The sequence below is a fragment of the Methylophilus sp. 'Pure River' genome (genome assembly GCF_046765995.1).
In the GTDB taxonomy this organism is placed as follows: domain Bacteria; phylum Pseudomonadota; class Gammaproteobacteria; order Burkholderiales; family Methylophilaceae; genus Methylophilus.
The window spans coordinates 294399-320530 of sequence record NZ_JBKOUE010000001.1; the positions used below are offsets into that span (position 1 = coordinate 294399).

The 26132-nt window shown below is 51.2% G+C and carries 32 protein-coding genes; 21 read left to right on the forward strand and 11 right to left on the reverse strand.

Annotated features, from left to right (window positions below):
* The 9 genes from nuoH (at position 1) to ACIDE9_RS01590 (ending at position 8487) form a co-directional block, all read left to right on the forward strand.
* Positions 1-1029 (forward strand): NADH-quinone oxidoreductase subunit NuoH, encoded by a 1029-nt coding sequence (gene nuoH / locus ACIDE9_RS01550; RefSeq protein WP_194740850.1) that lies wholly within the window; start codon positions 1-3, stop codon positions 1027-1029.
* 39 nt (positions 1030-1068) lie between these two features.
* Positions 1069-1560 carry an NADH-quinone oxidoreductase subunit NuoI gene (gene nuoI, locus ACIDE9_RS01555; protein ID WP_194753182.1) on the forward strand — a complete coding sequence of 164 codons (492 nt, stop codon included), beginning with the start codon at positions 1069-1071 and terminating at the stop codon, positions 1558-1560.
* A 17-nt stretch (positions 1561-1577) separates the two neighbouring features.
* Entirely contained in the window at positions 1578-2204 is a 627-nt protein-coding gene (locus tag ACIDE9_RS01560; RefSeq protein WP_411992186.1) for an NADH-quinone oxidoreductase subunit J, read from the forward strand.
* A 2-nt stretch (positions 2205-2206) separates the two neighbouring features.
* Positions 2207-2512 (forward strand): NADH-quinone oxidoreductase subunit NuoK, encoded by a 306-nt coding sequence (gene nuoK, locus ACIDE9_RS01565; protein ID WP_019881823.1) that lies wholly within the window; start codon positions 2207-2209, stop codon positions 2510-2512.
* A gap of 5 nt (positions 2513-2517) precedes the next feature.
* The gene (gene nuoL, locus ACIDE9_RS01570; RefSeq protein WP_411992188.1) at positions 2518-4590 is read left to right on the forward strand and encodes an NADH-quinone oxidoreductase subunit L; all 2073 of its coding nucleotides are present in this window, start codon (positions 2518-2520) and stop codon (positions 4588-4590) included.
* Positions 4590-6098 (forward strand): NADH-quinone oxidoreductase subunit M, encoded by a 1509-nt coding sequence (locus ACIDE9_RS01575; protein ID WP_194753185.1) that lies wholly within the window; start codon positions 4590-4592, stop codon positions 6096-6098. Before nuoL ends, ACIDE9_RS01575 begins: the two co-directional genes overlap by 1 nt.
* Positions 6099-6114: 16 nt before the next feature.
* Entirely contained in the window at positions 6115-7560 is a 1446-nt protein-coding gene (gene nuoN, locus ACIDE9_RS01580; protein ID WP_194753186.1) for an NADH-quinone oxidoreductase subunit NuoN, read from the forward strand.
* A gap of 2 nt (positions 7561-7562) precedes the next feature.
* A complete protein-coding gene (locus ACIDE9_RS01585) occupies positions 7563-7844 on the forward strand; it encodes a DUF2818 family protein (RefSeq protein ID WP_194753187.1) in 282 nt (93 codons plus the stop codon).
* 109 nt (positions 7845-7953) lie between these two features.
* Positions 7954-8487: a phosphatase PAP2 family protein gene (locus ACIDE9_RS01590; RefSeq protein ID WP_194740857.1), complete on the forward strand. Its 534-nt coding sequence runs from the start codon at positions 7954-7956 to the stop codon at positions 8485-8487.
* Between the two features lie 71 nt (positions 8488-8558).
* Here ACIDE9_RS01590 and ACIDE9_RS01595 read toward each other — a convergent pair whose 3' ends face one another.
* Positions 8559-8828, reverse strand: coding sequence for a DUF2798 domain-containing protein (locus ACIDE9_RS01595; RefSeq protein WP_194753869.1), 270 nt, complete (start codon positions 8826-8828; stop codon positions 8559-8561).
* A 116-nt stretch (positions 8829-8944) separates the two neighbouring features.
* Here ACIDE9_RS01595 and ACIDE9_RS01600 point away from each other — a divergent pair, with 116 nt between their 5' ends.
* The 3 genes from ACIDE9_RS01600 (at position 8945) to infA (ending at position 10638) form a co-directional block, all read left to right on the forward strand.
* Positions 8945-9862 carry a LysR family transcriptional regulator gene (locus ACIDE9_RS01600; protein ID WP_411992192.1) on the forward strand — a complete coding sequence of 306 codons (918 nt, stop codon included), beginning with the start codon at positions 8945-8947 and terminating at the stop codon, positions 9860-9862.
* Between the two features lie 245 nt (positions 9863-10107).
* On the forward strand, positions 10108-10314 hold the full coding sequence (locus ACIDE9_RS01605) for a cold-shock protein (RefSeq protein WP_018985697.1): 207 nt from the start codon (positions 10108-10110) through the stop codon (positions 10312-10314).
* An 87-nt stretch (positions 10315-10401) separates the two neighbouring features.
* Positions 10402-10638 (forward strand): translation initiation factor IF-1, encoded by a 237-nt coding sequence (gene infA, locus ACIDE9_RS01610; RefSeq protein ID WP_018985695.1) that lies wholly within the window; start codon positions 10402-10404, stop codon positions 10636-10638.
* Positions 10639-10648: 10 nt separating this feature from the next.
* On the opposite strand, the gene ACIDE9_RS01615 is transcribed toward infA, so the two are convergent.
* The 5 genes from ACIDE9_RS01615 to ACIDE9_RS01635 all read right to left on the reverse strand — a co-directional run bounded on the left by ACIDE9_RS01615 (position 10649) and on the right by ACIDE9_RS01635 (position 13621).
* Entirely contained in the window at positions 10649-11128 is a 480-nt protein-coding gene (locus tag ACIDE9_RS01615; protein WP_411992399.1) for an arsenate reductase ArsC, read from the reverse strand.
* A gap of 1 nt (position 11129) precedes the next feature.
* The gene (gene arsB / locus ACIDE9_RS01620; RefSeq protein ID WP_411992194.1) at positions 11130-12167 is read right to left on the reverse strand and encodes an ACR3 family arsenite efflux transporter; all 1038 of its coding nucleotides are present in this window, start codon (positions 12165-12167) and stop codon (positions 11130-11132) included.
* On the reverse strand, positions 12167-12502 hold the full coding sequence (locus ACIDE9_RS01625; RefSeq protein ID WP_411992196.1) for an ArsR/SmtB family transcription factor: 336 nt from the start codon (positions 12500-12502) through the stop codon (positions 12167-12169). Before ACIDE9_RS01625 ends, arsB begins: the two co-directional genes overlap by 1 nt.
* A gap of 133 nt (positions 12503-12635) precedes the next feature.
* Positions 12636-12884 carry a DUF2798 domain-containing protein gene (locus tag ACIDE9_RS01630; RefSeq protein WP_411992198.1) on the reverse strand — a complete coding sequence of 83 codons (249 nt, stop codon included), beginning with the start codon at positions 12882-12884 and terminating at the stop codon, positions 12636-12638.
* A complete protein-coding gene (locus ACIDE9_RS01635; RefSeq protein ID WP_411992200.1) occupies positions 12878-13621 on the reverse strand; it encodes an SDR family oxidoreductase in 744 nt (247 codons plus the stop codon). Before ACIDE9_RS01635 ends, ACIDE9_RS01630 begins: the two co-directional genes overlap by 7 nt.
* Before the next feature lie 133 nt (positions 13622-13754).
* Here ACIDE9_RS01635 and ACIDE9_RS01640 point away from each other — a divergent pair, with 133 nt between their 5' ends.
* The gene (locus ACIDE9_RS01640; RefSeq protein ID WP_411992202.1) at positions 13755-14384 is read left to right on the forward strand and encodes a TetR/AcrR family transcriptional regulator; all 630 of its coding nucleotides are present in this window, start codon (positions 13755-13757) and stop codon (positions 14382-14384) included.
* Positions 14385-14445: 61 nt separating this feature from the next.
* Here ACIDE9_RS01640 and ACIDE9_RS01645 read toward each other — a convergent pair whose 3' ends face one another.
* Both ACIDE9_RS01645 and ACIDE9_RS01650 read right to left on the reverse strand, forming a co-directional pair.
* Positions 14446-15000, reverse strand: coding sequence for a TetR/AcrR family transcriptional regulator (locus tag ACIDE9_RS01645; protein WP_411992204.1), 555 nt, complete (start codon positions 14998-15000; stop codon positions 14446-14448).
* A gap of 58 nt (positions 15001-15058) precedes the next feature.
* Positions 15059-15829 (reverse strand): hypothetical protein, encoded by a 771-nt coding sequence (locus ACIDE9_RS01650; RefSeq protein WP_411992206.1) that lies wholly within the window; start codon positions 15827-15829, stop codon positions 15059-15061.
* Between the two features lie 186 nt (positions 15830-16015).
* Here ACIDE9_RS01650 and ACIDE9_RS01655 point away from each other — a divergent pair, with 186 nt between their 5' ends.
* Genes ACIDE9_RS01655 through ACIDE9_RS01680 form a run of 6 tightly spaced genes read left to right on the forward strand, consistent with a single transcriptional unit; the run spans position 16016 to position 21334 of the window.
* Positions 16016-17062, forward strand: coding sequence for an AAA family ATPase (locus tag ACIDE9_RS01655; protein WP_411992208.1), 1047 nt, complete (start codon positions 16016-16018; stop codon positions 17060-17062).
* Positions 17059-17919 carry a DUF58 domain-containing protein gene (locus ACIDE9_RS01660; protein ID WP_411992210.1) on the forward strand — a complete coding sequence of 287 codons (861 nt, stop codon included), beginning with the start codon at positions 17059-17061 and terminating at the stop codon, positions 17917-17919. Before ACIDE9_RS01655 ends, ACIDE9_RS01660 begins: the two co-directional genes overlap by 4 nt.
* 46 nt (positions 17920-17965) lie before the next feature.
* Complete coding sequence (locus tag ACIDE9_RS01665) at positions 17966-18877, forward strand: hypothetical protein (protein WP_411992401.1); 912 nt, start codon at positions 17966-17968, stop codon at positions 18875-18877.
* Positions 18877-19842 carry a vWA domain-containing protein gene (locus tag ACIDE9_RS01670; RefSeq protein WP_411992212.1) on the forward strand — a complete coding sequence of 322 codons (966 nt, stop codon included), beginning with the start codon at positions 18877-18879 and terminating at the stop codon, positions 19840-19842. Before ACIDE9_RS01665 ends, ACIDE9_RS01670 begins: the two co-directional genes overlap by 1 nt.
* Entirely contained in the window at positions 19842-20378 is a 537-nt protein-coding gene (locus ACIDE9_RS01675) for a hypothetical protein (RefSeq protein WP_411992214.1), read from the forward strand. The genes ACIDE9_RS01670 and ACIDE9_RS01675 overlap by 1 nt, the downstream gene beginning before the upstream one ends.
* Positions 20378-21334, forward strand: coding sequence for a vWA domain-containing protein (locus ACIDE9_RS01680; protein ID WP_411992217.1), 957 nt, complete (start codon positions 20378-20380; stop codon positions 21332-21334). Before ACIDE9_RS01675 ends, ACIDE9_RS01680 begins: the two co-directional genes overlap by 1 nt.
* A gap of 9 nt (positions 21335-21343) precedes the next feature.
* Here the strand turns inward: ACIDE9_RS01680 and ACIDE9_RS01685 are convergent, their stop codons facing one another.
* Positions 21344-22501, reverse strand: a complete 1158-nt coding sequence (locus ACIDE9_RS01685; protein ID WP_411992219.1) for a metallophosphoesterase — start codon at positions 22499-22501, stop codon at positions 21344-21346.
* 85 nt (positions 22502-22586) lie between these two features.
* Positions 22587-23444, reverse strand: coding sequence for a zinc dependent phospholipase C family protein (locus ACIDE9_RS01690; protein ID WP_411992221.1), 858 nt, complete (start codon positions 23442-23444; stop codon positions 22587-22589).
* Positions 23445-23575: 131 nt separating this feature from the next.
* Between ACIDE9_RS01690 and ACIDE9_RS01695 the strand changes: the two genes are divergently transcribed.
* Together ACIDE9_RS01695 and ACIDE9_RS01700 are read left to right on the forward strand one after the other, a co-directional pair.
* Complete coding sequence (locus tag ACIDE9_RS01695) at positions 23576-24775, forward strand: glycosyltransferase (protein WP_411992222.1); 1200 nt, start codon at positions 23576-23578, stop codon at positions 24773-24775.
* Positions 24776-24897: 122 nt separating this feature from the next.
* Entirely contained in the window at positions 24898-25263 is a 366-nt protein-coding gene (locus ACIDE9_RS01700; RefSeq protein WP_411992223.1) for a putative quinol monooxygenase, read from the forward strand.
* Positions 25264-25329: 66 nt separating this feature from the next.
* On the opposite strand, the gene pstB is transcribed toward ACIDE9_RS01700, so the two are convergent.
* Complete coding sequence (pstB, locus tag ACIDE9_RS01705) at positions 25330-26109, reverse strand: phosphate ABC transporter ATP-binding protein PstB (RefSeq protein WP_019881850.1); 780 nt, start codon at positions 26107-26109, stop codon at positions 25330-25332.
* Between the last annotated feature and the right edge of the window lie 23 nt (positions 26110-26132).

The following is a 26132-nucleotide window of genomic DNA, read 5'->3' on the forward strand; positions in this document are numbered from 1 at the left end:
ATGCAATTCTTTGCTGAATTATTTGGATCCTACTGGGCAGACGTGCAACTGGTAGTGTGGACGCTGATCAAAATCGTGGCCATTGTATTGCCGCTGATGATCGGCGTGGCTTACCTGACCCTGGCAGAGCGTAAAGTGATTGGTTTTATGCAGGTACGTATCGGCCCTAACCGTGTGGGTTATTTTGGCCTGTTGCAACCATTGGCGGATGGTTTAAAACTGCTTTTTAAAGAAATTATCCTGCCAACCGCCTCTAACAAAGCGCTGTTTTTTATTGGGCCGGTGTTGGCAATTGCACCTGCGTTTGCGGCATGGGCTGTGATCCCGTTTGATGCAACCTTGGTGTTAGCCAATGTGGATGCTGGCCTGTTGTATATCCTGGCCATGACTTCAGTCGCGGTATATGGCGTGATTATTGCGGGTTGGGCCTCCAACTCAAAATATGCTTTCTTAGGTGCGTTGCGTTCAGCGGCTCAAATTGTGTCTTACGAGATTGCCATGGGTTTCACCCTGGTGGGCGTACTGATGTGTGCCAACTCCTTGAATCTGGGCAATATCGTAATGGGCCAGGAGGGCGGTTTCTGGCACTGGTATTTCTTGCCACTGTTCCCGCTGTTTGTGGTGTATTTCATTAGTGCCGTGGCCGAAACCAACCGTGCGCCGTTTGACGTCGCCGAAGGTGAATCGGAGATTGTGGCTGGTTTCCACGTCGAGTATTCCGGCATGGCGTTTGCCGTCTTCTTCCTGGCGGAATACGCCAACATGATGCTGGTTTCCATGCTGGCGGCGCTGATGTTCCTTGGTGGTTGGTTGTCACCAGTGCCTTTCCTGCCAGACAGCATTTTGTGGTTGCTGGCAAAAGTTGCTTTCCTGCTGTTCCTGTTTTTATGGTTCCGCGCGACCTTTCCGCGCTATCGCTATGACCAGATCATGCGTCTGGGCTGGAAAGTATTTATTCCCATCACACTGGTCTGGATTGTTGTGGTTGGGGCGATGATGCAGACGCAATGGGCTTATTTGTTCCACTAAACCGGGCGATGCACAAACAGGGATTTTGGAAACCTTACCATGTTGAATTCGATTAAAAATACATTAGGCAGTTTGATGTTAGTGGAAATGCTGAAAGGCATGGCCCTGACCGGACGCTATTTCTTTGCCAAGAAAATCACGATTCAGTATCCGGAAGAGCGGACGCCGCAATCGAACCGTTTTCGTGGCCTGCACGCATTGCGTCGCTACCCGAATGGCGAAGAACGCTGCATTGCCTGTAAATTGTGCGAAGCCGTTTGCCCGGCAATGGCAATTACGATTGAGTCTGACCAGCGTGAAGATGGCACCCGTCGGACCACACGCTACGATATTGACCTGACCAAGTGTATTTTCTGTGGCTTTTGTGAAGAGTCCTGCCCGGTAGACAGCATTGTGGAAACGCGGATTTTTGACTACCACGGCGAGCAGCGCGGTGACCTGATTTACACCAAGCAAATGCTGCTGGAAGTGGGCGATAAGTACGAGGCACAGATTGCAGAAGACCGTGCCCAGGATAAAGTCTATCGATAAGCGCAGACAGGATAATCATGTTATTTACCGATATTGTTTTTTACGTACTGTCAGCCATTTTGCTGTTCTCGGGTATCCGTGTGATTACTACACGCAACCCGGTGCATGCGGCGCTGTTCCTGGTGTTGGCTTTTTTTACGGCAGCCGGTATCTGGCTGCTGCTAGAAGCTGAGTTCCTGGCCATTGCCCTGATTCTGGTCTATGTTGGCGCCGTCATGGTGTTGTTCCTGTTTGTGGTGATGATGCTGGATATCAACCTCGACAAATTGCGCGAAGGGTTCTGGGAGTATCTGCCCATGGCGGGCCTGATCGGCGTGCTCATGGTGGTCGAGATGACCATGGTGCTGGCGGAGAAAAACCTGCATCCAAGTGAGGCCGTAGAGCTACCCGCCAATTACAGCAATACCGCTGCCTTGGGTAAGGTGTTGTATACCGATTATCTGCTGCCATTTGAGCTGGCTGCCGTGGTGTTGCTGGTAGCGATGATTGCAGCCATTGTGCTCACCTTGCGTGAACGCAAAGATAACAAGTCCATGAACCCGGCCGAGCAGGTCAAAGTGAAGCGCAACGACCGTCTGCGCATTGTGTCTATGCCTGCCGAAGTAGAAGAAGCCCCGGCAGAGCCGACAGAGGAGAAAAAGTAATCATGGTCGGTTTGTCACATTACCTGATTTTGGGCGCACTGATGTTTGCCATCAGTGTGATTGGGATTTTCCTCAACCGCAAAAACGTAATTATTTTGCTGATGGCCATCGAATTGATGCTGCTGGCTGTGAATCTCAACTTTATCGCCTTTTCACATTACCTGAACGATATCGCTGGCCAGGTGTTTGTGTTCTTTATCCTGACCGTGGCCGCTGCAGAGTCTGCGATTGGCCTCGCGATTCTGGTGGTGTTGTTCCGTAACTTGCGCACCATCAATGTCGACGATCTCGATCAGTTAAAAGGTTAAGCATAATGACAATAAAACAAATCTTGATGTTGATTCCGGTGCTGCCATTATTGGCCGCCGCCATCGTCGGTATTTTCCGCAACTTCCTGCCGCGCTGGGCCGGCCATGTGCTGACCATTGCGGGTGTCGGTGCTGCGTTTGTGTTGTCTGCCTATATTTTTAACCAGACCCTGAGCGGTTTTACCTTGAATGAAGCAATTTATACCTGGTTGGATTCAGGTGACGTGCATTTCGAGGTGGGCTTTCTCATCGACAACCTGAGCGCGATGATGATGGTTGTGGTGACCTTTGTCTCGCTCATGGTGCATATCTACACCATAGGCTATATGGCAGAAGACCCAGGCTATAGCCGCTTCTTTAGCTATATTTCATTGTTTACCTTCTCCATGCTGATGCTGGTCATGAGCAACAACTTTATGCAGTTGTTCTTTGGCTGGGAGGCGGTAGGTCTGGTGTCATACTTGCTGATTGGTTTCTGGTTTACGCGTCCAACCGCGATTTACGCCAACCTGAAAGCGTTCCTGGTCAACCGGGTAGGGGACTTTGGTTTCTTGTTGGGTATCGGTATGGTGCTGTATTATTTTGGCAGCCTGGATTACGCGACTGTGTTCCAGCGTGCACCTGGCCTGGCGGAGACACAGATCAATTTGTTGGGTAGCTGCAACTGGTCATTGATGACCGTGACTTGCCTGTTGCTGTTTGTTGGTGCCATGGGTAAATCCGCACAAGTGCCTTTGCACGTGTGGTTGCCAGATTCAATGGAAGGCCCAACACCGATTTCAGCCTTGATTCACGCGGCGACCATGGTAACAGCTGGTATCTTTATGGTGGCCCGTATGTCGCCGCTATATGAGTTGTCGACGACTGCTTTGTCCACTGTGATGGTGATCGGTGCGATTACTGCATTGTTTATGGGCTTCCTCGGCATTATCCAGAACGATATCAAACGTGTGGTGGCTTACTCTACCTTGTCACAACTCGGCTATATGACAGTCGCACTGGGTGCGTCTGCCTATTCAGTGGCCATTTTCCACCTGATGACGCATGCGTTCTTCAAAGCGCTGTTATTCCTCGGTGCCGGTTCAGTGATTATGGGCATGCACCACGATCAGGATATCCGCAATATGGGTAACCTGAAAAAATACCTGCCGATTACCTGGATTACCTCATTGATCGGTTCATTGGCCTTGATCGGCACGCCATTCTTTGCTGGTTTCTACTCTAAAGACAGTATTATCGAAGCGGTAGAATTGTCCCATATTCCTGGTAGCGGCTTTGCCTACTTTGCTGTGATCGTTGGTGTCTTTGTCACTGCCTTCTATTCTTTCCGCCTGTATTTCCTGGTGTTCCATGGTGAAGAGAAATGGCGCCATGCCAAACATGACGACCACGCGCATGCCGCCCATAGCGATGCACATGCTGACGCCCATCACGATGACGACCATGCACACGATGAAGAGCATCACCATGGCCTGGGACCAAACGATAACCCGCATGAGCCGGGTTGGGTGGTGACCTTGCCATTGGTATTGCTGGCGATTCCATCACTGGTGATTGGCTATATTGCGCTGGAACCGATGTTGTATGGCGATTTCTTCAAGAATGTCATTTTCGTCAATCCTGAAGCACATCCGGCGATGGAGCATCTGGCACACCATTACCACGAATTCATGCATAGCCCGGCGGGTATGGCGATTCACGGCTTTACCAGCCTGCCATTCTTCCTGGCGGCCTCAGGTGTGTTGCTGTCATGGTTCTTCTATATGAAGCGCCCGGATATTCCGGCAGCCATCAAGGCGCGTTTTATCGTGATTCACAATATCCTGGAAAACAAATACGGCTTTGACAGCTTTAACGAGAAGTTCTTTGCTGGTGGCTCACGTTGCCTGGGTAGCCTGTTGTGGAAGTTTGGCGATATCACGCTGATTGATGGCGCCATGGTCAATGGCACCGCCAACACTATGGGTAAGATCGCAGCCAAAATGCGCAACCTGCAATCCGGTTTAATCTATCACTACGCCTTTGCCATGATTATCGGCGTATTCCTTCTCATGACTTTCTTTATCAAAATAAACTAATGATGCAAGCCGACCTCACAAGTATTTCCTGGTTAAGTCTGGCCATCTGGCTACCGGTGCTCTCCGGCGTGCTGGTATTGCTGCTGGGGGGTGACCATAAGGCCACATTGACACGCTGGCTGGCATTGGCGGGCAGCCTGGTCAGTTTCCTGGTGACGCTGCCGCTGTACACCTTGTTTGATGTGCAGGATGGTTTCTTCCAGTTTGAAGAGCTGTTGCCCTGGGTGCCTGCATTTAATATGCATTACCACCTAGGAGTGGATGGTTTCTCCATGCCACTGGTGTTGCTGACCAGCTTTACCACCGTCATTGTGGTGCTGGCGGGTTGGGAAGTGATTACCAAGCACATTGCCCAGTATATGGCGGCTTTCCTCATCATGAGCGGTATCATGATTGGTGTGTTCACTGCGCTGGATGCCATTCTTTACTATGTATTCTGGGAAGCGATGCTGATCCCGATGTTCCTGGTCATTGGTATCTGGGGCGGTCCAAATCGCGTTTACGCAACGATTAAGTTTTTCCTGTATACCTTGCTCGGCTCATTGCTGATGCTGGTGGCGTTCATCTACCTCTACCACCAAACCGGTAGTTTTGAGCTGGCCGACTACTACTTGTTGCCACTCAGCATGCAGGCACAGATTTATATCTTCATTGCCTTCTTTATGGCATTTGCGGTGAAAATTCCGATGTGGCCGGTGCATACCTGGTTGCCAGATGCTCACGTGGAAGCGCCAACCGGTGGTTCTGTGGTGTTGGCGGCGATTGCGCTGAAACTCGGTGGCTATAGCTTCCTGCGTTTTGCCATGCCGATTGCACCGGATGCGGCGCATTATTTCAGTACCGCCATGATCGTGCTGTCACTAATCGCTGTGGTCTATATTGCGCTGGTCGCCCTGGTACAAAAAGACATGAAGAAGCTGATTGCTTATTCATCTATCTCACACATGGGCTTTGTCACCCTGGGCTTCTTTATGTTCAGCCAGTTAGCCCTTGAGGGCGCCGTAGTGCAGATGATTTCGCATGGCTTTATTTCCTCGGCCATGTTCCTCAGTGTAGGCGTGCTGTATGACCGCGTGCATAGCCGCGAAATCTCGGCTTATGGTGGTGTGGTCAATAAAATGCCGGTGTTCGCTGCCTTTGCGGTGCTGTTTGCCATGGCGAACAGCGGCTTGCCAGGCACCTCGGGTTTCGTTGGCGAATTTATGGTGATTCTGGCAGCGGTCAAGTTTAACTTCTGGGTAGCCTTTTTCGCGGCCACGACCTTGATTTTTGGCGCGGCGTATACCTTGTGGATGACCAAGCGCGTGTTCTTTGGCAACGTGACCAACCACCACGTGGCTGAACTGAGCGACCTCAACAAGCGCGAGTTCCTGATTTTGGGTATTTTGGCCTTGCTGGTGATTGGTTTCGGTGTCTATCCGCAACCACTGACTGAAGTGATGCAGGCCACCAGTGCAGAGTTCCTGAAACACATGGCGATTTCCAAATTGCCCGTCACAGGCTATTAAGGCAGGATTTTAGAAAATGGATAATATGCAATTCGATTTGCTCGCCCTGTTGCCGGAACTGGTGGTGTTGGGCATGGCCATGTTTATTTTGTTGCTGGACTTGTTCATCCTGCCACAAAATCGTTTCATGATTTATGGCCTGAGCCAGTTCACCCTGTTTGCTGCAGCGTTCTTTACCTTTAAAACACATACGCCTGCCGTTGGCTTTGCCTTCTCGCACATGTTTATCGACGACACCTTGTCTGATGTCATCAAACTCATGATGTATCTAGGCACGTCGCTGATTCTGGTTTATACCCGCAAATACCTGCAAGACCGCAACCTGTATCGTGGTGAATTTTATGCCATGGTGTTGTTCGGCCTGTTGGGCATGATGATTATGGTGTCCGGCCATAATATGCTGACAATCTACATCGGCCTGGAGTTGTTATCCCTGTGCCTGTATTCATTGGTGGCGTTTGACCGTGATAATCCTAGAGCGTCTGAGTCTGCCATGAAGTACTTTGTACTGGGTGCATTGGCGTCTGGTATGTTGCTGTATGGCATGAGCATGCTGTATGGCATGACCGGCAGCCTGGATGTGAGTGATATTGCTAATAGCATTGCACAGCAACCAAAAAGTCCGGTGCTGATCCTGGGTCTGGTGTTTGTGGTGGCAGGGCTAGCTTTTAAGTTTGGTGCGGTGCCATTCCAGATGTGGGTGCCGGATGTGTATCAAGGTTCACCGACACCGATGACCTTGCTGATTGGTTCAGTGCCCAAGCTGGCGGCTTATGCCATGACTGTACGCTTGCTGGTACAAGGCCTGCACCCGCTGGCGTTGGACTGGCAGGACATGCTGGTGCTGATGGCGGTGTTGTCTATCATCATTGGTAACTTCAGCGCGATTGTACAAACCAACCTCAAGCGTATGCTGGCATACTCCACCATATCGCATGTTGGTTTCATCATGTTCGGCATGATGAGCGCCAATGCCAACGGCTTTGCCTCTAGCTTCTTTTACATCAGCACGTATGTACTGATGTCGATCGCAGGTTTTGGCATTATTCTTTTGTTGAGCCGTCAAGGTTTTGAGGCCGAAGAAATCAATGACCTCAAAGGCCTCAATCAGCGCCATCCATGGTTTGCTTTCCTCATGCTGATCATCATGTTTAGCATGGCAGGTATTCCGCCTACCGTTGGTTTTTATGCCAAGTTTACCGTGCTGCAGGCTGCGTGGCAGGCAGGGTTTACCTGGCAAGTGGTGCTGGCCGTATTGATGGCAACCATCGGTGCGTTTTACTACCTCAATATCGTGCGCAAAATGTACTTTGATGCGCCTGAAGACCACACACCACTGACAGCCCCAGTTGATATGCGCTTTATTCTCAGTGTGCATTCACTGGCTTTGCTGGGGCTGGGCTTGTTCCCGGAAGTGTTGCTGGGTGTCTGTGGTCACAGCTTGTTAATTAGTCTGCAATAATCATGGCCGCAAAACTTATTTTTTTACTGCTCATGCTGTTTATGGCCAACCTGGGCTGGGTCTCAGATAAATGGCTGGGCCTGGCAGGGACGATTACCCAATTGTGGCAGCGCTTTGCCGTGCTGTTACCTGCCTATTTCATTACGCTGGTCATTGCCTACCTGGTTGAGCGTTTTGTCATGGGGCAGGTCTGGCCACAAGGCTGGGAGTTTTACAGCGTGACGCTGTGCGTATTCCTGGTGCTATCTTTCCCTGGGTTTATCTACCGCGTGCTGTGGAAGTAATCGCACGTCACATTAATTTCATCAATTCTTCACGATAGTTTCAAGCATCGCAGTCAGACTATGCTTACCCAAGAGCATAGTCGGGGGTGAGCCCCGGAAAGGACTTGAGATGCTGAAACTACAACAAACCCTGGGATGGGTGCAGTCGGTAGACAGCCGGTTGTGTGTCAAAGTCAGCCATACCGGGCAATATCGTCTCATTCGCAACGTGTTCCGCGCCATTTCACGCATGGGTGATGGCATGTTCTGGTACCTGCTGATGCTGGTCATCGCAGTGACTCAAGGCCAGCACGGACTCTACGTCTGTCTGCATATGTTGACAGCAGGACTCACTGGTACTTTGGCCTATAAATGGCTCAAACATCGCACCAGCCGCCCAAGACCGTTCCAGGTTCGCCAGGATGTGTTGTTAAGTGGCACGCCGCTGGATTACTTTAGTTTTCCCTCTGGTCACACCCTGCATGCGGTGGCCTTCGGTATGGTCGCCGTGCATTATTACCCACAATTGTTTCCTATCGTGTATCCGTTTGTCGTATTGGTGGGGATGTCGCGCGTGGTACTGGGGTTGCATTATCCTAGCGATGTGCTGGCTGGCGCGGCTATTGGTTACTTGATTGTTGCCTCCTACGCACCGCTGTTTTAAGCTAGGTTCTGAATAAATAAAAACGGATGCCTAGGCATCCGTTTGTTGTTTTACGTGGTCAGTTATTGGGCTTATTGGGCATCGACCAATCTTGCCACCAGATGCATCACAATCGGCCTCACAACCAAGACACAACAAAACGCTACCGGCATTGCCAGCGCATAAGCATGCAATACGTGTAACACATAGCCTGTTTGTATACCGCTATTGGCGGCGACAATCACCATGGACATTAAAAATGCCATGATGCCTGCCATAAAAAAGGCAAAGACATAAGGCGTAAATCTTTTAGGGACCTTACGAAAGATAGTTTTGCGTAAACCGTTTTTTGTTTGCGTCATCATGCTCTCCAATCAGTGTTGTCACTATAGAGTGATATATCCACTGCGAGTAGCCGCTTGAGTATTGAATCAATATAAAGATAAACTATCGAATCATATTATTAATTCGATAGTAAATGGATACCTTAAGAAGCATAGAAAGCTTTGTCAAAGCCGTGCAGGCTGGCAGTATTGCCGCTGGTGCCAGATTACAGGGCATCACAGCTGCTGCTGCCAGCCAGAATATTCAGCGGCTGGAGAAATCATTAGGCGCACGTTTGCTGGTTCGCACGACACGCAAATTGTCGATGACAGAAAGCGGGGAGCTTTATTATGCTGAAGTGCAGCCAGTCATCGCCGCACTCAGCCGCGCACAAGCGGTCATTACCGAGTTTCATGGCCAACCACAAGGCCGCTTAAGGATAGGCTCATCGGTGGCCTTCGGCCGACATGTGCTGATGCCGTTGATCCCGGCCTTTACCCGCCAGTTTCCTAAAGTCTCTATTGAACTCGTATTATCTGACCATAGCCTCGATCATGTCACAGAAGACATTGATATCAGTATCCGTTTTAATCAGCAGTTGGAGCCCGGTCTGGTCGCGCGCAAGATTGCCAGCGTGCCGGTATTGTATTGTGCTTCGCCCGCGTACCTTCAAAGAAAAGGCACTCCGGGCAGTCCGGAGGCGCTCACCCAGCATGATTGCCTGCTGTTTCGCGTGCCTGTGGATGGGCGGCTCTTGAGTTGGGTGTTTGATCGGCAGGGTATGCACTATGAGCCTGAAATCAATCCCAGTATTATTTGTAACGATATTGATTCGCTACGCCGCCTGGCGGTTGAAGGTGCAGGAATCGCACGCCTGGCAGCTTTTGTGGCCAATGATGATATTCGGCAGGGGAGTTTAGTGGCCTTGTTTCAATCCGACGCGACGCAGTATGATTCGGTGCAATCCATCCCTTTATCCTTTTATGCCTGTTACCGTGATCAGCATGCCATGACCAACAAGGTGCGGGCTTTTATGGATTATCTGGTCAAAGCGATGCCGAGTAGCTGGTAAGCCCTGCGCAGTGCAATAACACATTTTTTGTCTCTTATCAGCAACGCACAGTCTGGATTGCTTATTTTTATTAAAATACTTGTTGCTAATATTCAATATTGCGTGCATAGTACACCCTCACGAAGTTCAAGTAGTGTTGTTGTTCTCCGGTTCTATCTTTTGGTTCTATCGTTACTTCTCGCCATCTTGATCCTCGTTTTTAAGGGTATTTACCCGCTTTTTTATATTTTATCCAAGGATTTATTATGGTGACAGGTTCTGTTAAATGGTTTAACGACTCTAAAGGTTTTGGTTTCATCACTCCGGACAACGGCGGCGAAGATTTGTTTGCACATTTCTCTGCAATTCAATCTGCTGGCTTCAAAACTTTGAAAGAAAACCAACGCGTGAGCTTTGAAGTAGCAACTGGCCCTAAAGGCAAACAAGCTGCAAATATTCAAATCATTGAATAATTCAAAGCCTGTCCGCTGAGTTGCTCAAGTGACTCACCGGAAAAAGCCCGGAGTCCCCGGGCTTTTTTATTGTTAAAAGGATGCTTAATGGCAAAAGAAGAGTTAATTGAAATGCAAGGTGCAGTGACCGAGATCCTGCCAGATGCACGCTATCGCGTGAAACTGGACAATGGGCATGAGTTAATCGCTTACACTGGCGGTAAAATGCGTAAACACAAAATCCGCATTTTGGCTGGCGATAAAATCACTATCGAAATGTCCCCTTATGACATGGACAAAGGCCGTATTATTTTCCGTCATTTAGAGCCACGCAAGCCGTTCTAATCTCTCTGAGTCATTTGGACTCAATCTGACCAATGGCTTGCAACCTGGTTTGCAAGGCCTCACGGTCATTCAATATTGATGGATCTAACTGCAAAAAGGCCTCGATACGAGCTCTGAGTAGGCGATAAGCCTGTTCAAAGCTGGCTTGTATCTGTGCGTCACTGCCTGTGGCTTTAGCTGGATCATCTACGCCCCAATGCGCGCGCATCACATCGCCTAGATAAGCTGGGCAGGTTTCTCCTGCGGCATTGCTGCACACTGTAATCACGATGTCCGGTTTGACCGGGAGATTGTCCCAGGACTTACTCCGGTAACCTTCTGTCGCAATGCCTTTGGCTTGTAATAATGCAATTGAGCGCGGATGCACTTCGCCGGTTGGCTGGCTCCCTGCACTCATCGCACGCATGGATGGCGGTGCGAGATGATTAAACGTGGCTTCGGCAATAATCGAGCGACAGGAGTTGCCGGTACATAAAAACAGGATGTGCATATTAAGCGCTTTCATACCAATGCTTGGAGCGGTTGACGATGGCTACAATGGATAGCATGACGGGGACTTCAATTAACACACCCACCACGGTCGCCAGGGCTGCCCCAGAGTCAAAGCCAAATAAGGCAATTGCCGTCGCTACAGCCAGTTCAAAAAAGTTTGAGGCTCCTATAAGTGCCGAAGGTCCTGCCACGCAATGCGCGACTTTTAATTTTTTGTTTAACCAGTAAGCCAGCAGGGCGTTAAAGTAGACCTGAATCAGGATAGGCACTGCGAGCAAGGCAATGATCAGCGGTTGTGCCAGAATCTGCTGCCCTTGAAAAGCAAACAGCAGGACCAGTGTCAGTAATAATGCCGTCATGGAAAATGGTTGTATGCGTTTTTGTGCCACATCAAATACCGCCTGGCCTTTTGACAGTAGCCACTGCCGCAACCATTGGCTTAATATGACAGGCACAATAATGAACAAGCCGACGGAAGTCAGTAGTGTCTGCCAGGGCACGGTGATGCTGGACAGGCCAAGTAATAAAGCCACGATGGGGGCGAAGGCAAACAGCATGATGGTGTCATTGATCGCCACTTGTGACAGCGTGAATCTGGGTTCGCCATGACAGAGGTTGCTCCACACAAATACCATGGCAGTGCAGGGGGCTGCCGCGAGTAGAATCAGCCCGGCAATATAACTGTCGATTTGGTCTGTGGGCAGCCAGGGGGCGAATAGCTGCCGAATAAATAGCCAGGCCAAGAGGGCCATGGTGAATGGTTTGACTAGCCAGTTAATCGCCAGTGTGACTGCAATGCCTTTGGCATGGCCAAATACTTCACGCATGGCACGAAAGTCTACTTTAACCAGCATGGGGATAATCATGACCCAGATCAGCGCTGCCACAGGCAGGTTGACCTCGGCCAGCTTGGCTTCGCCTATTTGGTGAAAGAACGCAGGCGCTATTTTGCCCAGGAGTATCCCTACGATAATACAGCCTATCACCCACCAGGTGAGGTGTCGTTCAAAGCGGTTGATGCCTGGGGTTGTTGTCATCAGTCGTTTTCTTTCGTTGGCTGGCACTGCATGTCAGGGCAGCATGCCGCCTGGCCTGCGCAGCAGTTGTCGGTGAGGTAGGTTAATAATGCATTCATGCTTTGGTAATTAGCCGAGTAGTAAATAAACCGGCTTTCTTGTTTGGCACTAATCATTCCGGCATGGCTGAGTTCTTTCAAGTGGAATGACAGCGTGCTGTTGGGGATATGCAGCGTTTGTGAAATGACCCCTGCAGACAATCCTGCCGGTCCTGCTTGTACCAGGCATCTGAAAATATCTAGCCGCGCTTCCTGGGCGAGGGCGGAGAGTAGTGTGACTGCTTGTTGTGAGTTCATTTAACTATATTTCCATAAATATGGAAATATAGCAAGGCATGCTGGATGTTTGTGGTGCAAGAGGTACAGTAAGGCGATGTTGAAGAAAAGCGTTACCACAGGGCAACGCTTTTCTCATGCAAAGGGGATGGCCTTAAGATGGGTCTTTAACCAGCCATTCCGTCAATCGTAATAATGATGGCGCAATCAGCAGGATGCTGATGAACACAATCGGCCAGGCGACGCTGATACTGGTTAACCATTTCTCAAACAATATGGCTGCTGGTACATGATTAATCAGCAGAATCGACAGTGTCACAATATTGACCGTGACCAGTGACATCAGCAGCGCAAATACCAGCTTGCGTTTTAACGCCACGCGTTTGTCAGTGCTGTTTACCATGGCAATAGCTGGTCTTCATGGAAATAAGCACCGGTCGGGCCTTGCTCATCCAGTGTGGCCAGCCTGACAGAGGTTTTCCAGCTGTCACTGATCTCCATAGGTGCATTGGGACCGCCCAGATCTGTTTTCACCCAGCCTGGATGCGCAGAGTTCACCTTGATGTGGCTATCTTTTAAAGCGTGTGCCAGATGGATGGTAAACATGTTCAACGCAGACTTGGAGGCGTTATAAGCCAGGCCTTTGGCGACCTCAATCGGTGAATCGGGTGCACTGTGCAAGGTTTGCGAGCCCAGGATGCTAGACAAGTTCACGATACGCGCGGCAGGGGCGCGTTGCAGCAAAGGAATCAAGGCCTGTGTCAGGGCGACCACCGCAAAGAAGTTTGCTTCAAAGGTTGTTTTCAGTGTGTCCTGATCCACATTTAAGGTGTTGTTCTGGCCGATCAGTTCTTCTTTGAGGATGCCCGCATTATTGACCAGGATATCCAGCTTGCCGAAACGTGATTCCAATGCTGCGGCCACGGCTTGTGGGGAGTTAGCCAGTGCTGCGTCATAGTGCAGGTATTCTGCGTCTATCCCCAGGGATTTCAGTTCGACCACGGCCTGCTCACCTTTCAGAGCGTCTCTGGCACCGATAATGACTTTAATGCCTTGTTCCCCCAGTTTTTTGGCGGTTTCAAAGCCAATGCCACGGTTGCCACCTGTAATCAATGCAATGCGTTGTTGTAAAACACTCATGTTTAGCTCCTTGTCAGTGATGCGTTGTTTATTAAATACCAATCGGTAAATAAATACTAAAGCATGGTTGATAAAGTTGTCAATATATTTTTTACCAAGTGGTATAATAATTAAAAAATACCTCAGGTAAATGATGATGACAGCAGACATACTTGCAAAAAAACGCGGCAGGCCAGTGGCCTTTGATTACGAGATTGCCTTGCAGAATGCTATGCATGCTTTTTGGCAACATGGCTATGAAGGCACTTCCATGAGTACATTGATGGCGGCGATGGACATGAATAAGGCCAGTATTTACGCCGCTTATGGCAGTAAAGAGGCTTTATTTAAAAAAGCCCTTGAGCGTTATGTGCAAGGGCCAGCCAGTTTCCTGGCAGCGTCACTGGCGCAGCCAACAGCGGTGGCGGTGGTGCAGTTAATGTTATCGCAGGCGGCACAGATGCTGACAGATCAGTCACATCCTGTTGGTTGCCTGGTGACGCAAGGCGCGTTGGCGTGTAGTGACGAGTCTGCTGACATCAAGACATTATTAGGCGGCTATCGGCAGACGCTTGAGTTGCAACTGGCACAGCGTTTTACACGTGCTGTCAGCGAACAGGATTTATTGGCGACGACAGACCCGGTGGTATTAGCCAAGCTGGTGATGACGGTGCATCAAGGGATGGTGGTGCAGGCCGTGGGGGGGGCAACACAGGCTGAGTTGTTTAATGTGGCCGCGATGACGACACAGTTAATTTCACAGGCTTATACAACAGTGTCTTAAGGTCAGCGATGGGAGTGTGAACGGCGGGCTGCCATCTGGTGACAGGCCGCCGCCGTTGTGATTACACCGCGTTACGTACTAGCGTGATGGCCGCGAGTTTGGCGCGGCTGGCTGCGCCGCTGTTAGGGACCAGGCGCTCAACCAGCGCGGCGCCTTCAAACAAGATGGTCAATTGCTGGCCCAGGGCTTCCGGGTCTTTAGCGCCGGCATGACGCGCGATCTTGCACAGATAACCTTGCAGCTCGGCAGACAGTACGACGGAATACTGGTTGATCGGATGTTCTGCTTCCGGAAACTCCACCGCTGCAATATGGAAGGGCAGGCCGCGGAATTCCGGCTGGCTGATCCATTGCGCCATCAGTTCACATAACAGTAACAGTAACTCCAGCGATTCTGCTTTCTTGTCGGCCAGTTGTGTATTCAGCCAGGCATAGAATTTATCAGACTTGTCACGCAAATAAGCCGTGATCAGCTGGTTTTTGCTGGGGAAGTGTTTGTACAAGGTCGCCTTGGCTACACCTGCCTCCAGAATGATAGTGTCTACGCCAGACGCCTGAATTCCTCTGCTGTCAAACAGGCTGCTGGCTATGTTCAGTATTTTTTCTCGCATGTTCATCGCTTATCCTTTTATCCCGATTTTCAGGGTTCCCGATCTTTCGTGTGTACCTTCTCGCTTATTCCCTAGGTAAGCGGTCGCGTCCTTGTGGCCGCATCAATTCTTGTGGGTACAGGCAACTGACGTACCCCAGTGCTTGCCGTAAAGGCTCTACCTGCTCTGCATCAACCTTGCCTTCTGTGACAAACATGATGAAGGCCTGGCGTTGTGTTTCTGGCAGCATCGCTGCCTGTGGCAACTGGCAACTACCATTTTGCATTTTCTGGTAAGCCAGGTTGAGCAAACTCAGCGTCACCGGGTCTACCGTTCCGCCCAGCTGCCTGGCTGGTGCGCTTTCCAGCGGTGATAACTCAGGCTGGGCCTGTTTGTGAGTCACTGGCACGACAGCCATCCAGACCACACATAAACTCACCAACAAGCCGAACCATAACGAGCGGTAAAGTGCTGGCGTTGACAACTGGCTATGCACCGACTGGTCAAATAAATGCCAGGCCTGGTTGCTGGCCGTTTGTGACTGCACTTGTACCGCACCCACAGCCAGGAAAAACCACTGGTCGAGCAGGGTGGTGGGCAATTGGGCCACTGACTGCTGTTGCGCAGATTCCAACATCCGACGGATGGTAGAAATATCCTGCATATTCAGTGCCGCTGCCCCGTTTTGCTGCAGGCGGAGCATATTCCAGCCCATTAATTCATCACGTAGCCGGTAAAACGGCGCGTGCCTGCCCCATTGTTTTAAGCCGAGCTTCCACAAGCCATGCGTGGCATATGCCTTACACGCGCGGCCGTATCGCTGTCTGGTCTGATTCACGATCGCTAATAAATTCACGCCAATAACCCCTAAAAAATCCGCTTGCTTTTATTTCGATGGCTGCAGTAGACTAGAAAAAAGTGAACAGACCTGTCTGCATATTAGCGTGGTCACACGCAAAATGCAACTGGTTGTCAACACACTCTATTCCAGAAGCTACTTTGGCATCATAGCGCTGGCCGAATTTGTAAACAAGGGATCATCATGACATCTGTCTCTATCGCAACACAATTGGCGGATTGGCGCGACCATGCGCTGACGCTGGAAAACGAAGTGAAAAAGGTCGTGGTTGGCCAGGATAAGGCCATCCGCGCGATTAATATTGCTATCTTCGCCCGCGGCCATGTGCTGCTGGAAGGCGGCGTAGGCGTCGGTAAAACCACCTTGCTGCAATCGATTGCGCGTGGCTTGGGCGGCGCTTATGAGCGTATTGAGGGCACGGTGGATTTAATGCCTAATGACCTGATTTACCACACCTTTTTAGGTGAAGATGGTCGTCCGAAGGTTGAAGAGGGCCCGTTATTGCGTGCCGGTGAACAGTTGTCGGTGTTTTTCTTTAACGAGATCAACCGCGCACGGCCGCAAGTGCATGCCCTGATGTTGCGTGTGATGGCTGAGCGCCATGTACATGCGTTTAAAAAAGAATACCGCTTGCCGCATATGCTGGTGTTTGCCGACCGCAACCAGGTTGAAAAGAACGAAACCTTTGAAATTCCTTCTGCTGCGCGTGACCGCTTTATGATGGAAATCCCGATTGAGATTCCGGAAGACCGTGATTTGCGCAAGGCGTTGATGTTTGACGTCAAGTTCCAGCACGCCGAACGCCTGACCCAGCAAGTGCAAGGCGGGGTATTGGCCTATGACCAGCTGAATGCGTTTTCAGATGTATTACAGAGCCATATCCGCGCCAGCGATGTGCTGGAAGACTACGCGCTGGACTTGTGGCAAGCCACACAAAATCCGGCTAACTTTGGTATCCAGCTGGATAGTGTGGATGTGACCCGCCTGATTCATACCGGTGCCAGCCCACGCGGTATGGGCATGTTGCTGAAAGCTGCGCGTGTACACGCCTGGCTGATGCAACGCGACAGCCTGTATCCAGAAGATATTCATGCCGTGTTCCACGAGATTATCGCCCACCGCCTGGTATTGAACCCGATGTTTGAGAGCCGCCGTACCCAGCTTTCACGTGAACTCACCAACCAGATTCTGGCCAATGTCAGCGTGCCAGCACGGGCCAAAGCAGCATGATTCCAGCCAACGCACAGCCGTTTTTTTACCAGGTGCCATGGCGCTCGGCCAGTGTGCATGCCGGTGAGCATTTAGGCATACAGCGTGGCCCTGGCGATGAGTTCAGCAAGCATGTGTCATTGGTAGATTACCCGGATGCCAGGCGCGTAGATTTGCGGCAAACCTTGCGCGACCCTTATGAGCAGGTGCAGGTGCGCGTATTCAAGCAGGAAGCCTCGACACCGTTGTATGCGATCTGTGATTTATCCAGTTCCATGCAGTTTCAGGGCCAGGAGAGCAAGCTGGCGACTGTGCAAGCGGTTGCGGCGTCCATTGCCTGCTCCGCCCATGAAAACAGCGATTTGTTTGGCATGGTGAGCTATGACCACGCCGTGATTCCGCAACTCAGTCTGGCCCCTGGTCATCATGCGCACCAGTCATTTGCCACCATAGACCAACTGGCCGGGTTTCATAATTCACGCAAGGATGGCCAGGGCATTGTGGAAGCGACCGGCTGGCTGGGCCAGCAAAAAGGCTTGGTGTTCTGGATTTCGGACTTTCACTTGCCATTGGCCTTGATCGAACGTGGCCTCAATGGCATGTCCAGCCACCAGGTCATCCCCGTGGTGTTATGGGATCCGCAAGAGTATGAGCGTTTGCCGCGCTTTGGCTTTGGCAATTTACAAGACCCCGAGACCGGCCTGCAAAAAACCATCTTCTTCCGCCAGGCTGTACGTGCCCAGTTTGCCGAGCAGTTTGAACAGCGTAAACAGGCGCTGGACAAGCTGTTTGCACGCTTTGATATCCGTCCACTGTATGTGGCCGGGCGGTTTGAAGCCAGCTTGCTGTCGGATTATTTTGAACAACTTATTCATTAGAGTGCCATGCTGGTGAAGGTATTGGGATGAAGCAGAAAGTATCGTGATGAAACAGATTTTTTTAGGATGGCTGGCGACCTGTCTGATGACAACGCCCGCTTGGGCCGACACAGACACGCCCACAAAATCATTGCCCATGGTCAAGGTCGTGAGCGTGCATAATCCGACGCAATATGCCGGTATACAGCTGGGGGATGTGTTGCAGCGTCGCATACAGCTTGCCGTTGCCGCGCAAGATCAGCTCAATGACAGCAGCTTGCCGCTGAAAGGTCTACAACGGAATGGCATCGAGTTGCGCCAATTGCAAATCAGCAGTGCGTCACAGGCGGACAAAAAAATATACACACTGGTATTTGATTACCAGGTATTTGCCAGCAGCGGTAAACCCACCCAATTACAACTACCAGCTGAGCGTATTAGCTTTAACAGTGGTGCCGCGGCAGAGTTACCGGCCTGGCGTTTTTGGCTGATGGCACAATTACCTGACCGTTTGCAACCAGCCAAACCAACTGTGATTGCCCAATACCACGCCAGTGTGCTGGAGACCGACAGCACGCAGCGCTGGCTGGTTTTAAGCCTCTTGCTGGCAGGGATTGGCAGCCTGGTATTGCTTTACCGCAATGCTGATTGGACCTGGTTGCCGATGATGAATGGCCACTTTGCCAAAGCCTACCATCGCTTGAAGCGTTTACCGGCGACGGCAGAAGGGCAGAAGCAGGCCGCGCTGATTGTGCAGCATGCGTTTAACCAGCATTATGGCCAGCAACTGCTGGGCAGCCAGGTGAGTACGTTTGTACAACAGCAACCGGTATTTCAATCACTGGAAGCACAGATACAGGCCTTCTTTGTACAGGCAAATGCCGTGCTATACGGCGGGCAACTGCCTGCTGCGGCTGAATACCTGCAACAATGTAAAACACTGACACGCCAGTTGCGCGATTGTGAACGGAGGGTGTGATGCATTGCTTACACCCGTGGTTTTTGCTGCTATTGCCAGTAGCAGCAGTACCGTTCCTGCTCAAAAGTCGTCATGCGCAAACTTACTCCTGGCTGGAGATGGTGCCAGCAGATGCATTTTCTGACCGCATCAATCTGTTGGTAAAGGCGGCCACCAGCCTGTTATTGCTATGCCTGGTACTGGCCTTGGCCGGGCCGCAAGGCGATAGCCATCAGGAGCAAAAAATCGGCAAGGGCGCGCAAAGTGTGTTCGTGATTGACCGCAGCGTGAGTATGGATCACCCGTTTGCCGGGCAGGCCACCGGTGGCCATGCAGCTGAAATCAAGTCGGCTGCGGCCAGGCGCCTGATCACTGCCTTTATTGATTCACGTCCTGACGACATGATGGGTGTGGTCGGTTTCACCAATTCCGCATTGTACGGCATGAAAATCACCACCAACCGCGACGGTATCCATGCGGCGATTCAGGCTGCGACCGGGCCAGCGCTTAACCAGACCAATATTGGGGCGGGCATCACCAACGCGGTGACCCTGTTTGAAAATATTGCCAGCACGGGTTCACGCGCCATTGTGTTGTTGTCAGACGGTGCCGGGAAATTGAGCCCACGTGTCAAATACCAGATTCGCAAGCAATTGGTCGGTAAAAAACTCAATTTATACTGGATTGTGCTGCGCGAACCGGATGACATCAGTATTTTTACCGGCAATGTCTACGACGATGATCACCTGCCGGAAGCGATTGCACTGGATCGTTTTTTCCAGTCATTGAATGTGAAATACAAAGCATTCGAGGCGGATAACGCCACTGCGCTGGAATCTGCATTGCGCGAGATTGATGCCAAAGAAAAAAATGTGATTCAGTACGGTGTCATTATTCCTGGCCATGATTATGCCAAAGACTTGATGATTATCGCTTTCATTCTGGGCCTGGGCCTGGTGTTGATTAAACAGATAAAGGTGTATTAATGACAATTTACCGAAAAAATGCCAATTGGCTATGGGCTGGCCTGACCATACTTGGGCTGTTAGGCGTGTTGTATTTTGGCTGGCAGTTGCATCAGTTGCGCGCGCTGAATCAGCAGATTCAAAGCGGTGTCGTGATCAAGCAGGGCGGTTCACCGGCGTTGCAGAAATTCACGGCCGCCTATGATCAAGGCTTGCATGGTGATTACAAGCACGCGGTACAAACCTATGGCCAGGCGCTGGAGTTGTCACCACCTGCCAGTGAGCTGCCGCATATCCATTTTAATATCGGCAATAACTTGTTTTTATCCGGCCTGGTGCGCACGGTGAATGAAGATGGCACCTTTCAGGATGAGGCGCGTTATGCCTTTACCCAGGCCAAAATTGCCTATGAACAGTCACTGCGTTTGCAGCCAGACGACAAAGCGGCCAAGTTCAACCTGGCCTTGCTGCATTCTGTGATGGCGCGCGGTATGCAAGGCGCGAGCAAAGAGCAATCGCATATGGAACTGAGTAACCTGCCGATAGGATTGCCATAATGAAGTGGATGACATGGTTAAAACAACATTATGAGCCAGTGTTGTACGGGCTGGCCTTGATGTTACTGCTGCTGGCGCTGGTTAAACCAGAAATCCAGCTGCGACAACAGGTGCAGCACTACTTGCTGGTGGCCGATATTTCGCAAAGCATGAATGCTGAAGATGAAACGCTGAAGCAGCAGGCGGTGAGCCGCCTGGCCTATAGCCAGCATTTGATGAAGCAACTGGTGCATAAAGCCCCTTGCGGCACTTATTTCAGCCTGGGCATTTTTGCCTCGGACAATATTGCCATGCTGCAAACGCCGCTGGAGGTGTGTAAAAACCTGGATGTGATCAGCGATGGCATAGATCACCTGGAATGGCGCATGGCGTGGAAAGGTAATAGCCGCCTCAGTTTTGCCGTGCATGCGGCGACGCATGTGTATGATGCGCTCAATCAGCCCGCTCAAATGCTGTTTTTTACCGATGGCGATGAGGCACCACGCGTGAATGTGACGATCAAGCAGGACTTGAGTGGTGTACAGATTGGCGAGTTTTTTACCTTTATTGGCGTTGGCGGCCCGCAAAAAGTAGCGATTCCACGCTACAACTCCGCCAACAAACGCGTTGGGGATTGGCCAGTCAGTGACAATAACAACGCCGGGGCTGTAGGTGTGACGTATGCGGACCCGAGCCAGGATGAACCGGATCCGCCCGTGGCCTATGCCGAGTATGACCGCATGCTATCGCAGCTGGAGGAGGATTACCTGAAGTCGCTAGCCGAGGAGTTTAAGGGCAGCTATTTAAAAGGTGCCGATACTGACGCGTTTTACCGCGCCTTGGCAGACAAGCCAGCCACCGCCAGCTTTGTGACGGACTACCCGTTGCGCGCTATTTATCTGCTACTGGCCTTATTGCTGATATTGGCCACTTATCTGCCTGACTTGCGCTTCCGGCGCCAGGCAGCGGCCACTTAAGGTATTAGTCTAATCGTTAGCAGCTACCAACGTTAAGCAGGTGATTTCCGACGGTGAGCCAAAGCGGTTAGGCGGGCCCCAATAGCCGGTGCCACGGCTGACGTAAATCCACAGGTCTTGCAGGCGGTGCAGGCCTGCGACATAAGGTTGTTGTAGCGGTACAAAGTATTTCCATGGCCAGAATTGTCCGCCGTGAGTATGACCAGACAGTTGCAAATCAAACCCAGCGGCTTCTGCAGCCTCTGCGCTGCGTGGCTGGTGCGCCAGTAATATCTTGGGCGCATCTGCGGGTGCACCGGCAATCGCTGCCTGTGGGTCACTGTGATGGTCGTCATAAAAACTGCCTGCGGTATAGTCAGTCACGCCAGCCAATATCAGGGTGGCGCCTTCATGCGACAGTTGTACGTGCTCATTCAGTAACACACGCACACCCAAACGTTCTAGCTCATTAATCCAGGCCAGTGCGCCTGAGTAATACTCATGGTTACCGGTCACAAAAAAACTGCCATGACGTGCTTCTAGCGTTGCCAATGGGCGTGTATGTTCTGCCAGTTCATGCACGCGGCCATCGACCAGGTCGCCGGTAATCGCAATCAAGTCTGCTTCTAGCGAGTTCACCTGTTGCACGATGCGGGAAAGATAGCCTTGCTTGATGGTTGGGCCAACATGAATATCGCTGATCTGCACAATCCGGAATCCCTGCAAGCTCGCTGGCAGATCGCGTAGTGGCACGGTGACATTGACCACGCGCGCCAGTTTGCGCGCATTAAAGAAGCCAATGATGCTAATGACAAAGGCTGCCGTGACTGCCAGTAAGGCTGACTGTTTTTCCAGGGCGGTGAAATCAATTTGCACCACATGTAATGCATGCAAGCCTGCTATCACCAGCAGTAATACATCACGCAAGACCGTGAATACCAGCAGAGACGAGAATAGCCCCATCACGGTCATCGCCACCCAGCTTACGCCATCACGCAAGGACTGGTTGTTGAAGCCACGTGCCAGAAATGCCACGGGTTGTAACAACGCAGAGGCGGCTAATCCCGCCCAGCCCAGCCAGAGAACAACACTTGGCCATGGGAGTTGCCCTAACAGGCGCGAACCAATGTAATAGTGTAAAAGACCTACCAGCGTGGTGGTGACGATCAGAAAGCTGAGTGGTGGCATGCGTATGGATCCAGAGGAGCGTCGAAGGCGAGCTAGCTTTTAGATGGCGCCAATGCCAATAGATTCAAGTCCTGCGGCTATTTCGCTAACAATCTGGCTGGTTAGACCATTGATGCTGATAATGCTCAAAGGCACTAATGGCACGTGTCGGCCGCAGGCGGGCATCTTGCAGGCATTTACGGCGCCAGTCATCGAGTTGCTCCATGCCCAGGTTGATATGCTCGGCATGCAGTGATGGGAAGTGGCCGTTGAGCAGTTGTGGCAGGTCCTGCAACGCTAGTGTGACCTGGTCACGGTAGTAACCCAGCTTGTGTTCAAACTCGTTATCCAGCCTGCAGTAACGGCGCAGCAGGTATTGTGGAATACGTGACAGGCGCAAGGCCTGGTCTGCACTGGCCAGGCGGGATAACGCTTTATTGACAATGTTGGCTTCGCATTGCAATGATTGTGTCAGCGTCTCTACAATGGTTTTACGGTGTATACGCAGCAGTTTGCCAGGGGTAGGCAGGTCTGGCATATGCAGGTAGGCATCCATGGCCCACTCGGCAGCGGCATGGGTGAGCAGGCTGTGATGCTGCCATTTGGCCTCAAACGTCGGTACAAAATGCTGGTGGGCAACCACGTCTGTCAGCAAGTGCAGGTTGTAACCGATGCCCAGTGCCAGTTGCCTATCATTTTTAGTGTGTAGCAATTGTTGGCCCATGCCCCAGCCATGGCTATGGTTAAAGGTGCGCGAGACCACGGCCAGGTCGGGCAGGCAGGCACCTGCCATCACCAGCGTCGGATAGCGCCGCATGACGCCTAACCACGGCAGTGGCAACAGTGGCAAGGCTTGCAGCCATTGATGCGTGTAGGCAACATGGGAGTACAAGCCCCAGGCATGCGCCTCACTTGGCATGGCCAGCAGCAGTAGCAGGAATATCATCAGGGGGCGGAGTGACATGCGCGCACTTTGCGCCTGCTAAATGACAGTCAGATGAAATCTGTATGACGTTGATATGAAAGCAGTTTTTGTCATAAAAGCATCATGAGCTCTTGTTAAGCTATGTGAGATTTGTTAACTCGGAATCCTGCATGAAAATATTGATGATTTCAGATGTGTATTTCCCGCGCGTGAATGGCGTATCTACCAGCATCCGTACCTTTGCTGAAAGTTTGCGCGAGCAGGGCCATGTCGTCCATCTGATTGCACCGCAGTATCCTGTCCAGCCGGGCCAGCCACTGTCGGCAGACGAGGCCTGGATTACCCGCATAGACGCCCGCAAAATCGTGTTTGACCCAGAAGACTATTTAATGAAATGGTCAGCGTTGGTGACTTATATCAATAGCTTGCACCCGGGCGACTATGACCTGGTGCATATCCATACGCCTTTTATTGCGCATTATGCCGGGCTCAAGATTGGCAAGCGTTTGCAGGTGCCCGTAGTGGAAACCTACCACACCTTTTTTGAAGACTATATGCATCATTATTTGCCGTGGGTGCCACGCAAATGGGCGGTGCGCATTGCGCAATCGGTGTCACGCAAGCAATGCCAGCAGGTGGATACCGTGGTATCTCCTTCAGCACAGATGCGCGAGGTCTTGCAGCAATACGGTGTTACCACGCCTATCACAGTCATCCCGACCGGGCTGGATGCTTCACGCTTTATCCCCGGTGACGGTGCGGCGTTCAGGGAGAAGTATGGTATCCCGGCACAACGTCCTTTATTGATGTTTGTTGGCCGCGTGGCTTATGAAAAAAACATACAGTTCTTGCTCGAAATGCTATCGCTGGTGATTCAGGATCATCCTGAAGTATTGCTGGTGATTACTGGTGAAGGCCCGGCCGAGGCGATGTTGAAAAAAATGGCGCGTGATAACGGCTTGCAGTCGCACGTGATGTTCCTCGGTTACCTGGACAGGGCGGTTGGATTAAACGCAGCTTATCAGGCGGCAGATATTTTTGTGTTTGCCTCCAAGAGCGAAACGCAAGGCCTGGTCTTATTGGAAGCCATGGCGCAGTCGACGCCGGTGGTGGCGATTGCCGAATTGGGCACTGCGTCCATTTTACGCCAGGAGCAGGGTGCCTTAATTGCGAAAGATGATGAGTTGCACTTTGCCGAGCAAGTACAAACCTTGCTCATAGACCATCAATTGCGTGAGCGCGTTGGTAAGCAAGGCAAACGTTATGTGGAGCAAGTATGGTCCAGCGATGCACAAGCGAACAAACTGCTTGAGTGCTATGAGCGCCTGATGTTGACGCATATGCCTATGGCCGCGTCTGCCGCTGCCTAAGCATATCGGTCTCATTAAAATCCTGATTTTGTGCCGGGAGGCTTGACGGTCAATCGCCTGCCCGCCAAGATATGGGCAGACTTGTATTGATGCAAGCGCAACCCTATCAGGAGAAATTAACCATGTTTACCCCAGACACCTGCTGCACGCTGGTTCCTTATTTTGAAGTACCTGCTGAGAACCTGGCTGCATTTAAGGCGCTAGGTGCCCAGTTTTTAGACAAGACTCGCAACGAAACCGACTGTATGCACTATGCATTCTCATTCAGCGGCAATATTGCGCATTGCCGTGAAGGTTATGCCAGTGCAGCTGGCATTCTTGCGCATCTGGACAACGTGGCTGAGCCACTGGGGGAAGCACTTAAACTGGCCAAATTGATTCGCCTGGAAGTGCACGCACCGGCGGCAGAAGTGGAAAAGCTCAAAGCGCCTTTAGCCGCATTGAGCCCACAGTTTTTTGTGCTAGAAGCAGGCATCCGCCGACAGTAAGATTGATGCCAGTGGGCAATAAAAAAACGCCACATAGTGTGGCGTTTTTTTATTCGAGTTTTTAAATTAACCAAACTTGCCAGTAATGTAGTCTTCGGTTTCTTTACGGCCCGGATTGGTGAAGATTTTGTCGGTATCGTCATACTCGATCAACTCACCCAGGTACATATACGCTGTGTAGTCGGATACGCGCGCTGCCTGTTGCATATTGTGCGTCACCACCAAGATCGTCAGCTTGCTGCGCAACTCGACCATCAGCTCTTCAATGTTAGCGGTTGCAATTGGATCCAGTGCTGAAGTGGGCTCGTCAAACAGCATGATTTCCGGGTCTGTGGCCAAGGCGCGGGCAATACACAAACGTTGTTGCTGGCCGCCGGACAGGTTAAATGCCAGGTCATGCAAACGGTCTTTGACTTCGTTCCACAATGCCGCACCTTTAAGTGCTTCTTCTACCTTGTCGTCCATGATGCGCTTGTTGTTTTCACCACGTACGCGCAGGCCGTAAGCCACGTTTTCGTAGATGGACTTTGGAAACGGGTTAGGTTTCTGGAACACCATGCTGATACGCATGCGTACTTCAATCGGGTCTACACCTGAATCCAGCACATTGGTGTTGTCCGGGTGCATCACAATCTCGCCCTGGTATTTATTGCCAGGATACAAATCGTGCATACGGTTAAAACAGCGCAGGAAGGTAGATTTTCCGCAACCGGATGGGCCAATCAGCGCCGTGATTTTGTTTTCATACAAAGGCATGGAGATGCCTTTGAGTGCGCGTGCGCCGTTGCTATAAAAAAAGTTTAAATCGCGTGCTTCGGCTTTTATTGCAGTTGTGACAGTGGCCATGGAGTTTCCTAAATCTTATGTGG